The sequence below is a fragment of the Chloroflexota bacterium genome, from assembly GCA_026713825.1.
Classification (GTDB): domain Bacteria; phylum Chloroflexota; class Dehalococcoidia; order Lucifugimonadales; family UBA1127; genus UBA1127.
In genome coordinates, this window is the sequence record JAPONS010000021.1 from 1 (window position 1) to 13,231 (window position 13,231).

At 64.4% G+C, this 13,231-nt stretch carries 8 protein-coding genes and 1 tRNA gene; 6 read left to right on the plus strand and 3 right to left on the minus strand.

Translation table 11 applies throughout. The features are described 5' to 3' along the window. Positions 1-195: 195 nt before the first annotated feature. The 3 genes from OXC99_02615 to OXC99_02625 all read left to right on the plus strand — a co-directional run bounded on the left by OXC99_02615 (position 196) and on the right by OXC99_02625 (position 6,893). Entirely contained in the window at positions 196-1,953 is a 1,758-nt protein-coding gene (locus OXC99_02615) for a ribonuclease J (protein MCY4623881.1), read from the plus strand. A 274-nt stretch (positions 1,954-2,227) separates the two neighbouring features. Next, on the plus strand, positions 2,228-4,837 hold the full coding sequence (locus tag OXC99_02620; protein ID MCY4623882.1) for a DNA translocase FtsK: 2,610 nt from the start codon (positions 2,228-2,230) through the stop codon (positions 4,835-4,837). Between the two features lie 73 nt (positions 4,838-4,910). Next, positions 4,911-6,893: an acetyl-CoA carboxylase carboxyltransferase subunit alpha/beta gene (locus OXC99_02625; protein ID MCY4623883.1), complete on the plus strand. Its 1,983-nt coding sequence runs from the start codon at positions 4,911-4,913 to the stop codon at positions 6,891-6,893. A gap of 105 nt (positions 6,894-6,998) precedes the next feature. On the opposite strand, the gene OXC99_02630 is transcribed toward OXC99_02625, so the two are convergent. The 3 genes from OXC99_02630 to OXC99_02640 form a co-directional block, all read right to left on the minus strand. After that, positions 6,999-7,967, minus strand: a complete 969-nt coding sequence (locus OXC99_02630) for an SIMPL domain-containing protein (protein MCY4623884.1) — start codon at positions 7,965-7,967, stop codon at positions 6,999-7,001. 80 nt (positions 7,968-8,047) lie between these two features. After that, positions 8,048-8,749 carry a zf-HC2 domain-containing protein gene (locus OXC99_02635; protein MCY4623885.1) on the minus strand — a complete coding sequence of 234 codons (702 nt, stop codon included), beginning with the start codon at positions 8,747-8,749 and terminating at the stop codon, positions 8,048-8,050. Positions 8,750-8,761: 12 nt separating this feature from the next. Then, on the minus strand, positions 8,762-9,340 hold the full coding sequence (locus tag OXC99_02640; protein MCY4623886.1) for a sigma-70 family RNA polymerase sigma factor: 579 nt from the start codon (positions 9,338-9,340) through the stop codon (positions 8,762-8,764). A 246-nt stretch (positions 9,341-9,586) separates the two neighbouring features. Here OXC99_02640 and lepB point away from each other — a divergent pair, with 246 nt between their 5' ends. From lepB to OXC99_02655, 3 genes are all read left to right on the plus strand, one after another. Further along, entirely contained in the window at positions 9,587-10,174 is a 588-nt protein-coding gene (gene lepB, locus OXC99_02645; protein MCY4623887.1) for a signal peptidase I, read from the plus strand. 138 nt (positions 10,175-10,312) lie between these two features. Then, positions 10,313-10,388: transfer RNA gene (locus OXC99_02650), tRNA-Lys, on the plus strand. Between the two features lie 649 nt (positions 10,389-11,037). Further along, a complete protein-coding gene (locus OXC99_02655; protein ID MCY4623888.1) occupies positions 11,038-13,038 on the plus strand; it encodes a hypothetical protein in 2,001 nt (666 codons plus the stop codon). Positions 13,039-13,231: the final 193 nt, after the last annotated feature.

The window sequence follows — 13,231 nt, forward strand, 5'->3', positions numbered from 1 at the left end:
CCCCTGGATACCGGCCTGCGCCGGTATGACGGTGGGGATGGCAGGGAGGCGGGCAACCACGAGGGTTGCCCCTACCGGTGGCAGGGCGCCCTGCTGGCCTGCGGTAGCCAGCTACGCGTATCCCGTGTACCATGGGTGTATACGGCCCCTTCTTTTCCGGGCCGACCCGACGATTGACAGGGCAAGACTTCCTTCATGCAAAACCTAGGACGCTTCCTGGGGCGGCACGACAGACCGCTCGACGACGACTCCCACGAGGCCACGGCGTCTCCATCGACCTCACCACATGCTGCCAACGGCGGCGTGCTGCGCGTCATCCCCCTCGGCGGGCTGGGCGAGATCGGCAAGAACATGATGGCGCTTGAGTACGGCGACGACATCATCGTCGTGGACGCGGGCGTGATGTTCCCTGAGGAGGACATGTTCGGGGTGGACCTCGTGATCCCGAACATCACGTACCTGCTGGAGAACCAGCACAAGGTGCGCGCCATCCTCATCACGCACGGCCACGAGGACCACACGGGGGCCGTTCCCTTTGTGCTGCCGGAGCTGAACGTCCCGGTCTACGCGCCAAAGCTAGCGCACGGCCTCATCGAGGTAAAGCTTCGGGACCACCGCATCCTTTCCGCATCGGAGCTGCACGCCATCGAACCGGGCGAGACCTTCACTTTCGGCGTCTTTCACTGCGAGTTCTTCCACGTCTGCCACAGCATCCCGGACGCGACGGGCATCGCCATCCACACGCCGGTGGGGCTGGTCATCCACACGGGCGACTTCAAGTTCGACCACACGCCCGTCGACCAGGTGCCGACGGACTTCGCGCGGCTGGCGGAGCTGGGCATGGAGGGCGTCACGCTGCTGCTGTCCGACTCGACGTACGCGGAGTCCGAGGGCTACACGCCCTCGGAGGCGGTGCTGGACCCGAACCTGGAGCGCATCATCGCGGAGGCGCCGGGCCGGGTCATGTTCGCGACCTTCGCCTCGCTCATCGCGCGCATTCAGCAGATCGCCAATGCCGCGGCCAAGAACGGCCGCAAGGTGGCGGTCATCGGCCGGAGCATGGTCAACAACGTCGCCATGGCGCAGCAGATGGGCTACCTGCGCGTGCCCGAAGGCGTCATCGTGCCCGCCGAGAGCCTCGCGGGCCTGCCGCCTGAGCAGACGGTCATCATCATGACGGGAGCGCAGGGCGAGCCGACGGCGGCCCTCTCGCGCATCGCGAACGACGACCACCGCGACTTCTCCGTCTCGCGGGGCGACACCATCGTGCTCTCCGCGTCGCCCATCCCCGGAAACGAGGCGGTCATCATGCGCACCATCGACAATCTGCTGAGGCAAGGGGCGCGGGTGCTCCACGCCCGGAACGCGCAGGTACACGTCCACGGCCACGCGAGCAGGGAAGAGCTGAAGCTCATGCTGCGGATGATCAAGCCGCGCTACTTCATACCCATCCACGGCGAGTACCACCACCTGGTGGCGCACGCGGGCATTGCCGTGGGCATGGGCGTCGCGCCGGAACGCACCTTCATCCTTGAGGACGGCGACGTGCTGGAGCTCGGCGAGGACGGCGCGGATATTGTCGACCGGGTGCCCGCGGGGCACGTCTTCGTGGTGGGGCGCCACCTGTGGGACCCGTCGAACGGCGTCTTCAAGGAGCGGCAGACGCTCGCCCGCGACGGCGTCGTCGTCGCAGCGGTCACGGTCAACGCCTCGACGGGGCGTCTCGGCGCGCCGCCGGCCCTCACGGCCCACGGCTTCGAGGCACCGGACGACCACAATGAGGTCATGGTGGCCGCGTCGCAGCGCCTCTCGGACGCGCTGGAACAGCAAGAGTGGCCCAAGGGCGACATCGAGGAGGCCGTCCGTGCGCAGGCCGCCCGGGTGCTGTCCCGCATCCTCCGCGACGTCACGGGCCGCCGCCCGGTCGTCCTGGTGCTGGTCTCGCTCACCTAGCCGCCCCGTTACGGTCAATTCGGGCATTGCAAGGCACTCGCCCTACGTGCGTGCAGGCCCCGAAGGCCCGAACGCACGCCCGCGCATGGAACTGTCCCACCTGTTCATTCGTTGCGTACAATAGTGGTAGTGGTCGTAATGTGTAACGCGGCGGTGTGGGCCACTACAGAAACCACGCCGTCCCATGAGGTGCCCAATGGTAGATGTAAAGAAGCCTTCCCCCAGCAGGCGGTCCACTGAACCGACGCCCCCTCCCAAGACCGGACAGTCCTCAATGCCCATCTTCATTCTGGGCGGCGCGAGCATCTTGCTGGTCACGCTTGGTGTGGCCCTCTACGTGGCGTGGGAATCGGTCAGCGCGACGGGCCTGCAGGTCTGGGAGGCCCTCCGCTACACCTGGGCCGCCCTGGCAGTCTGGGCGGCAGCCCTCCCGGTGACCCTTGTCCAGCGCAGGGACATGGTCAAGCGACACCCCCACCGCTGGTTGGCCGCGCTGTTGATGGTGGTCGTAGCCGCTGGGTGCCTGCAACTCTGGGGACAGGGCCTCGGCGGCACGCTCGGCGGCTGGATCATCGGCCCAAGCGCCGGGTGGGGCATCGTTCGCACGACATTCATCTTCGCCGCCGCCTTGGCGATAGCCATGCCGGCGCCCGCGCTCTGGGCCAGCAGGATTCTCCTGATCGCGCTCGGCTTCCTCGCGGTCTATCTGTGGGAGGCGATGGGATTCGTCCTCCGCTGGGCGCAGGCAGCGGGTGTCTGGATTGGCCTGAAGTGCACCGCGGTCTCTCCGAGCCTGGCGAGAGGAGCCGCCACCGTGTGGCGCGGCGTGTGCGCCGTGTACAACAAGCTTCCCATCCACCTGTACATCCTGGCATTCTTCGTCATCGTCAGCGCCGCCATCCTGCGCCGGCCGGCAAGCTCGCGGCGGCGCGCACGGCCCGTTGCGAGCGGGTACGAGCCGTACCCGTACCCGGTGGGCGTTTTCGAGAACGTTGGCTCCTACGGGGAAACGACGTACACGCCGCAGGCGCCCCGGCCCGCACAGGCGACCGTCAACGACCTTCCCCGCTACGAATCGCCGTCGTACTTGCGGCCCGATGCGGCGCCGACCCCGGCGGCGGCCTACGCCAACGGCATGCTCACCGTAGATGAGGACGACGAGGACGAAGTCGACGTTATGTCCGTTGTGGCCGAGGACATCGACGAGCCTGAGGAGGTTGACGCAGAGACGGACGAGGACGACGAGGAGGATGGGGAGGAGGACTCCCCGCCCTTCGACCTCTACGACGACGAGCTGGATGAGACGGACGATGAGGACGACGACCTCGACGACACGGCGGACCCGGAGGTCATCGACCTGCGCAGCGGATCGGCGCGCACGGGCGGCAGCATTGCGGCCACGGCCACCAAGTGGGAGCTGCCGCCGCTCGACCTCCTGAAGAGCGTCACCCGCAAGGAGATCTCGGACGATGTCCACCAGGAAACCGCCCGCCTCATTGAGCAGACGCTGGCGGAGTACAACATCGAGGTGCAGGTCAAGGAGATCCGGCCCGGCCCCGTCGTCACGCAGTACGGCGTCGGGCCCGGCTGGATCCGCCGCTACAAGGACGTACGCGAGCGCAACCCCGACGGCACGCCCGCGCGCGGCGCCGACGGGAAGCTGGTGAGCAAGCGCGTGGAGGAGAAGACGCGCGTCCGCGTCGACCACGTGCTCGCACGCGAAAAGGACCTAGCGCTGGCGCTGGCGGCGCCCAGCCTACGCTTTGAGGCGCCTGTGCCCGGCGAGTCCTTCATGGGCCTGGAGGTCCCCAACGCGCAACGCGACGTGGTGACCCTGCGGTCGTCTCTGGAGAGCAGCGCCTTCCAGGCCATCCAGAAGAAGGCCAAGCTGCCCGTCGCCCTCGGCCTGGGCAGCGGCGGGGAACCGGTCATCATGGACCTGGCCGACATGCCGCACCTGCTCATCGCAGGATCAACGGGCAGCGGCAAGAGCGTGTGCATGAACACCATCATCTGCTCACTCATGATGCAGTGCACGCCTATGGACCTGCAGATGTACCTGGTGGACCCCAAACGGGTGGAGCTTACGGCCTACAACGGCCTGCCGCACCTGACCGCGCCGGTGCTGGTCGAGGTCGACCAGGCCGTGCCCGCACTGCACGCCCTCATTGCGGAGATGCAGCACCGCTACAAAAAGTTCGAGGCGCGGGGCGCGCGCAACATCGCAACGTTCAACGGCAAGCTCGTGCGGGGCGAGGAGCGCATGCCGTACCTCATGCTCGTCATCGACGAGCTGGCCGACCTGATGATGACGGCCTCCGGCGACGTGGAGCACGCGCTGTGCCGACTGGCGCAGCTTGGCCGCGCGACCGGGATCCACCTGGTGGTCGCGACGCAGCGGCCCTCCGTCGACGTGCTGACGGGGCTGATCAAGGCCAACTTCCCCAGCCGAATGAGCTTCGCCGTCTCCTCGCAAGTCGACTCCCGCACGGTGCTCGACAGCGTGGGCGCGGAGAAGCTCCTCGGGCGCGGCGACCTGCTCTTCCTGCCCACCAACGCCGTCAAGCCCAAGCGGCTGCAGGGCGCGTTCATCTCGGACGAGGAGGTCGACGCCATCGTCGACTTCTGGCAGAAGCAGGGCAACAAGCCGAAGCCGGCAATCCAGATGGAGATTGCATCGCCGGACAACGAGGAAGACACGATGCTGCAGGAGGCGCAGAAGCTGGCCATCAACCACAGCCGGATTTCGGCATCGCTGTTGCAGCGCAAGCTGGGCATCGGGTACGCGAAGGCCGCCAGTCTGCTCGACCACCTGGAGGACCGCGGCATCGTGGGCCCCGGCGATCCGGGCAAGTCCCGCGAGGTCATCACTCCCGGCGGGTAGCTGTGGGGTGTACTATGGTAATTGGGGAACCTTGCGGTACGATGGTGAAGCGCAGGTTCCCTGAAGGAGATGGATGGTAAACCGGCGCTTTTCCGGGGTAATCGGCACGCTGCTTGGCCGCAGGGGCAACGCTGCGGGCGTGGCCGCGCTTGCCCAGGAGGTCTGCCTGTTTTGCGGCGCCGCTCTCGCCGACGACGCCGCCTACCTGGATACCCGGGTCTGTCCAGACTGCCGCTTCCACTACAGCATTACGGCCCGTGAGCGCATCCGGCTGCTGGCGGACCGCAAGTCGTTCAAGGAGAAGTTCCGCGCGGTCATCTCCATAGACCCGCTGCTGTTCAACAGCCGGGACACGTACCGCAGCGACATCTTCAACGCGCAGCTCCGCACGGGCCTCACAGAGGCCGCCATCGTCGGCCAGTGCCGCATAGAGGGCATTTCCACCGTGCTCCTTGCCCTGGACTTCAGCTTCCTTGGCGGGAGCATGGGGCTTGTGGTGGGAGAGAAGGTGGCGCTGGCGTGCGAACTGGCCCAGAAGAAGGACCTGCCGCTGGTGGCGCTGGTGACCAGCGGCGGCGCGCGGCTGCAAGAGGGCGCGCTTTCCCTAATGCAGATGGCCAAGGCGGCAACGGCAGTCGGGGCGCTTCACCGGAAGGGACTGCCGTATATCGCGGTATTCGCCAACCCGACGACGGGGCAGGCGTACGCCAGCTTCGCGAACATGGCCGACGTCCTCCTCGCCGAGCCGGGCGCGCTCATGGGCTTCGCCCCGCTTCGGGTGCTGCAGGAGTCGGCCGGGGAGACGCTTCCCGAGGACTCCCACACGGCCGAGTCGCACCTGCGCAACGGCATGCTGGACAACATCGTGGACCGGGAGAACATGCGCGGGGCCATCGCGACGATCCTGCGCCGCCTGGTCCCGGCACGGACGCGCGTCCGCCTGCTGGTCCCCCGGGAGCGCAACCAGCGCACCCAAGGGCAGCTTGGGGCGTGGGAGGCCGTCCAGCGGACTCGCCACCCGCAGCGGCCCACGGCGCGCGACTACATCGACCGCGTCTTCCGCGAGTTTGTCGAGTTCCACGGCGACCGCCTGGCCGCCGACGACCCGTCGATCATCTGCGGCGTTGGCGACCTGTACGGCGCGTCCGTCATGGTTGTGGCCCAGCAGCGCACGGTGACACCGGAAGGCGAGAGCCAGCCGCCGTACATTGGGCCCGAGGGCTTCCGCAAGGCGCAACGGGCGATGAATATGGCGGAGAAGTTCCGCATTCCGGTCATCACCCTGATTGACTGCGCGGGCCCCGCGCTCACCCTGGAAGCCGAGGAGAAGGGGCTGGGCAACGCCCTTGCCCACACCATCTTCACCATGTCCAACCTCCCGGTGCCCACCGTCGCCGTCATCCTTGGCGAGGGCGGGCGAGAGAGCGCGCTTGCCTTCAGCATTGCAGACCGCATTCTCATGCTGGAGGGCGCCATCTACACACCGGCGTCGCCGGAGGCCGCCGCGTCCATGCTCTACCGCGACGACAGCCGTGCGCCCGACGTTGCCCTCTCAATGCGGCTCACGGCCAGGGACGGGAAGGACCTGAACATCATCGACGCCGTGGTGCCGGAGCCCGTGGGCGGAGCGCACATGGACCCCGAGGCGTCCGCATACACACTCGAGCGCGCCCTAGTGCGCGCCATCGCGCGGGTAGAGAGGTACTCCACCAAGCGGATGCTGAACGAACGGCACAAGCGCTTCCGCAAGAAGGGCGAGTACGGCGCCTACTACCAACAGTTCCTGACGAAGGAGGCCCAGCATATCCAGCGGGTCAAGAGCAGCCCGAAGCCCACGGCACAGCCACAGGACATGCTGGAGACCGAAATCCTCGCCTTCCCCGTCCTGCCGCAGGACTACGACGTCGACGATGAAGACGACAACCGCGACGGGATCACGCCGCTGCTCACCTTCACGCCGGACACCGACGGCTTTCCCACGGACGCCGAACCGACTGAACAGCGGGAGGAGCAAGAGTCCGATCATCCGGAAGAGCAAAGGGAGCCTCAAGGTTAGGTCTGCACGCTCCCGCACTACCACCTACCTCAAAGAAGCGCCGGGGCAAATGCCCCGGCGCTTCCCGCATCATGCTGCCGACAGACTTGCCAGCTAGCAGTCCAATCAACTGCTCTCGATATCGAACACCGCCTGCACGGTGACCCGGACCTCCTGCTCGCCGGGGCTAATGGGCGTCGACGCGCCGGTGTCGGCCGCCACCGATGCAAAAGCACGCTCGGCGTATACGGGCTGGGCGACGACCTCCGACAGGTACACCATCCGACCAAGGACCACTTCGGAGTAGGAAGCCAGCTCGCTGGCTTTCGTCAGCGCGTCCTCAACGGCCATTTCGCGGGCCTGCTTCGCCAGCTCGGTGGTGTCCTCGATGCGGAAGGTGATGCCGTTTACGCGGATGAGGTCGCCGCCAGCGGCCACGGCGCCGTCGAGGAGCTCGCTCGTGCTGTCCAAGTCGCGCACGAGGGCCCGGACGGTGTTGGAGACCTGGTAGCCGGTCAGCACGCGCTCACTGCGGCGGACGCTCTCTTCAAAGATCTCCTGCCAGTCGTACTGCGGCTGAATGGAGATGTGCTGCGTGCGGATGTCGGCGTCGGCGACGCCGCTTCCCTGCAGGAAGCCGATCACGGCCGTCATCGCCCCGGCCGCGCTCGCGCGCGCCTCCGAGACCGTGTCCGCCGTCGCCGACACCCCCAGGTCCAGCTCAACGAGGTCCGGCGCCGCCGAGACGCTGCCGGCGCCGTTCACCCAGATTCCCGTATTCTGCGAGTCTCCGATGACGCCGAACTTGGATAGGTCCCCCTTGCCTTCCATGGCCGACTTGTCCGCCATGGCCGCGAATGTCCCGACGAGCTCCATGACGGCGGCAAGGTCAAACTCCTCCATCCTCATGGAGTCCTTGTCGTCGTCTCCGTTGTCGTGCTCCGGCGCTACCGGAACTGCGGTTGCTTGCACAGCGGCGGTGTCAGTATCGACGGCGCCGGTATCCGGCTCATCGCTCTCGCACGCTATGGCGGCAAGGAACAGCGCCAGGACGCCCACAAACAGGAGCGCTCTGGAAAAACGCGCAATGCTCACGTTCTACCTCCCGGAATGGTTGGGGGAATTGCCCCTTCACCTAAAGGGACGCGGATTGACGCCGAGGGGTTCCGGGGCGACTAGGAAGAGGAGGCACGGCGGCGCAGGATTATGGAGACCGCGGCCATCGCGACCGTCAGCGCCAACAGGCTGAGCTCCAGCGGCCACAGCTCAAACCGGAACCACGAGTGCTCTGTGAGAGCGGTGTCCGGTTGCGGCGAAGTTCCCACATCGCCCGGCAAGGTGGAGACTGCCGGAGCGTTGGCGTTGGGAGCGGGCACCGGGGGTTCGCCAAGGATTTGGTTGGGCTCAGGCCCGGGCGGGTTGCCGGGGCCTTCAATTGGAACCGGGGCCTGGATACCCACCTGAACGGGGGCTTCCGGCGTGCCGATGACGCCGGACATATCGCCCGCGAAGACAACAGCCAGCGCAATGGCGGCTGCGGCGGCCATCGCGCGGACGCCGGCCATCGGCGAGACCATGGCCATGGCCCGCAGACCTGCAATCGGGGCGGGCTGCCACCACGGCCGCGCGGGCTCGGCCACGAAGACCCGGGCAGGCGCGGGGACGGCGAAGCTGCGAGGCGCAGGGACCGTGGGCATCATGCGGAGAACGCCCACCACGGACCTCATCTCCTCAATATGCTGCGCGCAGCCGGAGCAGGATGCCAGGTGGGACTCCACCTGCAGCATCTCCCTCTCACGCATAGCACCGTCAAGGAAGGATGAAACCGTTTCCAGTGAACAGTGCCGATCCCCAAAGCCCTCGCCAAAGAGCCGCATGGACAACCTCCACTAACCAGAACGAATCTGGGCGGGTAAAAGTTCCCGCTGGGTGGAGAGCGCGGCGCGCATTGCTTCCCTGGCGCGGCTAAGCCTGGACTTCACCGTGCCGACGGGCGTCTTCAACACGCGCGCCGCTTCCTCATAGCTGAGCGCCTGTATATCTACAAGGACCAATACCATGCGCTGGTCCGTCGGGAGCGTCGCCAAGGATTGCTGGATGAAACTCGAAAGCTCCCGGCGGACTGCGTACTCTTCGGGCGTTTCCTGCTCGCTGGTGAAGCTGAACGAGGAGCTGTCCACCAACGCGTCCAGCGAGGTGTTCCGCCGCACCTGCGCGGAACGCAGGTGATCGCGGCATGCGTTGGTGGCAATGCGGAAGAGCCAGGCGCGGAAGTTGCCGGCGGAGAAGGTGTGGAGCGCACGAAGCGCTGAAACGAAAGTCTCCTGCGTTATGTCTTCCGCGATTGCGGCGTCGCCGACCATACGCAGGGATACGTTGTATATCGAGGTCTGGTAGCGCTCCACCAGACGATTGAATGCCCCTGCATCACCCGCTTTGCTGGCTTGCAGAAGCGCCTGCTCATCCATCGGCGTTCCCTATACTCCTACTTTTGCGAGTATAGCATACCCGTATGCTACCATCATACCGCCCAGGGACGGCATCGCGCATCTCCGCCGCCAAAGGTTGCGGGGCCAGCGAACGGCAGCTTTGCCAAGGGCATTTGCGCCCGGCCGCCGTCCCAAGGCGCCCCGCTACGCCCTGGACAACAAAACCCGGCCCAACAACGTTACACTATAGGATACGAACGCAAGCACACCCGTGGACGAGAGCACGTGAAGACTTTTCTCTTTGAGGCCTTGGAGACCCTGCTGCTGGGACTGGGCGCCTTCCTGATACTGCAGGCGTCCGTGCAGAACTTCCGCGTGCAGGGCGAGAGCATGGACCCCACGCTCGCGAACCAGCAGCATTTGCTGGTGAGCAAGCTGGCGTACGCCGTCGTTCCCTTCCAAACGGCCCTAGCGGCCACCACTGTCGCACCAGACGGCGACGCCTACTTCTTCAATCCGCCCCAGCGCGGCGACATCGTGGTCTTCCACATCGCCGACCGCGAGGGGGCCGATCTAGTCAAGCGCGTCGTCGGCCTACCCGGCGAGACCGTCGAAATGCGCGATGGGCGGGTGTATGTGGACGGCGAGCTGCTCAAGGAGCGCTACCTCACAGGCTTTGACGACTCGAATGAGCCGCCCACCCTGGTGCCGGAGGGGCATTACTACGTGCTGGGGGACAACCGGGCGGTGAGCTACGACTCCCGCAGCATGGGCCCGATTTCGCAGGAACAGATCATTGGCAAGGCGTGGGTCTCGTACTGGCCGCTGGACAGGCTCAACGTGCTCGACGCCGACGCCCCACCGTTTCCGTAGCAGAGCAGAATGCAGAAATGGAGCCGATTGTCACATATGAAAGTTTATGAAGTTCATTTGTAATTCATTTGTTATACTAATGTATATCATAATCCACGACTGCACCAGCGCTCAGCTACCCTGCTACAATGTAAATACGGGCCGTTAGCTCAGTTGGCAGAGCACCGGACTTTTAATCCGGGTGTCCAGGGTTCGAGCCCCTGACGGCCCACCAACCGGCATGGTAGACAGAACCGTTTTCGAGCTTTGGCTCGGCGGGCTGTGAGCCAGAGTTCAAAGTCAGCGTACGCTTCGCCATCTCCCATGAACCGCCGTGGCAACCGCTCCGCGTCATTATGCCGAATTCTACGAATGGTCACGAGAAGTCATGATACATCCACACAATTGTTACACCTTGGTTATACATTCGGTGGTACAATCGTGAGGGAGCATGTCCGCAAAATAGAGGGCGCCTGCTTGGGCATCGTACAGGGAAAGGCTGTCGGCTCCGACCCCGATGACGTGACTCCCAGGTTCGAGGACCACACGCCCGGCGCGCCGAATAATGGCGCATTAGTTCTATCTCGCGCCCGCGCGGCTTTATAAAGCCAGCCACTGAACAGTCACGCTGACCGGCGTTCCAAATTTTCCAGCAGGAGACTAATGTGAGCAGCATGTTGGATGTCATCCGCCTCCTCCCACAACCGCAGTCTCTCTCCTTGACCCTGCCGCATTGGGCGCCTGCCGTGATTCTGGCAGCGCTGCTGACGACGGCGCTGGCGGCTTGCGGCGGCGACTCCGGCGATGCAACCGGGCAGCCCGCAAATGAAGGCGGGCCCACAGTAACCACGTCTGCCGTGGATACACCCACTACGAATGCTCAAATGCAGGACGGCGCGGAACTCACGGCCGAGGAATATGTGGAAGCTATGGAGGAAATCTCTACCCTCGGTGACGATGAGACCGATGCCGCGTGGGAAGCTGCGGGCGGGAGATCCTATTTCTGGCAACCTCTTACTGGTGACGAGGAACAGCGGATGTACTCGCTTGAGACTAGCGAGTCATGGTCGGAGGAAGATGTAGCGTTCGCAGGCGAGATCGCGGTGACCATGCTGCAGAGGGCCACAGGATACTATGACGCCTACGTGAGCATTACCGATGAGTACTTCGACAAAGTGTCAAGCCTGGCCCCCCCGGAGCATTTGACCGCCCTCCACGACAGCTTCATCGCAACAGGCAGGGAGGCCGTTCAGTTCTGGCAGACTCAAGTGGACGCTGTGAGGGGCGCCAACGCGGAGGTCAACAGCGGCGAAGAGCTTGCCGAATTCCTAGCCCTGGTCAACCTCCAGTCCGGTCAGCCTGACCCGGAACTGCTGTGGGAAAAAACGGCGCAGAATTCCGCGGCATGCCTTGCCCTTAAGGAGCAGCTGGAAGCTGAGTTGGAGCGCGATGTCAGCATTTGCGGCGCATCCGGCTCGTCCTCAGCAGAGACGGACAGGGAAGCGCTCATCGCCCTTTACAACGCCACGGGCGGACCCAACTGGACGAACAATGAAAACTGGCTAAGCGACACTCCTGTTGGCGAGTGGCACGGCGTCGTATCCGACAGCGCCGGCGGTGTGATATCGCTTGCCCTGCGTTCCAACGGGTTGCGCGGAGAGATACCGGGTGAACTGGGCCAAATCTCCTACCTGTTGTCGCTCGACCTTGCCGACAATGAGCTCAGCGGAGAGATCCCGCCTGAGCTGGGCCAACTCTCCAACCTGGAAATTCTTTATCTCTATCGCAACAATCTCACCGGACAGATACCGGGTGAACTAGGCCAACTCTCCATCTTGACGTCGCTGGCCCTCTGGGATAACGCGCTGAGTGGGGAGATCCCGCCTGAGCTGGGCCAACTCTCCAAGTTGACGTCGCTGGACCTCTGGGGTAACGCGCTGAGTGGGGAGATCCCACCTGAACTGGGCCAACTCTCCAACCTTACATATCTGGCGCTATGGCAGAACGCGCTGAGCGGAGAGATCCCGCCTGAACTGGGCCGGCTCTCCAACCTGGAAAACCTGGATCTCTCCAGCAACAACCTCAGCGGAGAGATCCCGCCCGAACTGGGCCAGCTCTCCAACCTGACACGTCTGGCGCTATGGCGGAACGCGCTGAGCGGTGAGGTCCCGCCCGAGCTGGGTAACCTCTCCAAACTGGAAGATCTGAGACTCGCCGACAACGACCTCATATTCTGCTTACCGGAAGCTCTACGCAATGTTGACGCCTCGGTGGACCTGCCGTTCTGTAGAGCAGCGTCATCACCCACAGCGGAGCTCACGACCGAGGAATACGCTGCAGCTATGGAGGAAATCTCTACCTTCGGCGACGATGAGATCGAGGCTGCGTTTGGGGACTTCCTCTTCAATGGGATAGTTACTCAGGACGAGGCCGAACGGATAGGTTCGCTTAAGGCCAGCGATTCTTGGTCGGACGACGATACAGCGTTCATAAGCCAGTACGCCGAGAACTTGCTGCAGACAGTCACAGGCCTCTACGACTTCCTCGCGAGCGTCTTAAATGAGATTCTCGACCGAATGTCAAGACTGAGGCCCCCGGACCACCTATCCGACCCCCACGACAACTACATCACGACTAACAGGGAATTTGTTCAGTTCCTACAGACGCATATTGAAACCGTGAAGAAGGCCGACACGGAGGTCAAGAGCAGGGAAGAGCTTGCCGCCCTCCAAGCCATAATCAACTCCCTGGAAATGGAACCGGGTCAGCTTGACCCGGCGTTGGAGCAGGAGGTTGAAGAGATCAGAGCGCGGGTTGGTGCCGCATGCCTTGGCCTCAAAGGCCCGATTGAAACGGAGTTAGGGCGTAGCGTCAACTTCTGTTAATTCGGGGGGCCGGACGCGACGTCCGCCGAAACGAGCACTGAACCCGCGCACACCGCCGAAACGGACAGGGAAGCCTTGATTGCCTTCTAAAACGCCACGGATGGACCCAACTGGACGAACAACGACAATTGGCTGAGTGGCGAGGCTCTTGGAGAAAGGTACGGCGTTGAAACGTATACCGACGGGCGCGTAG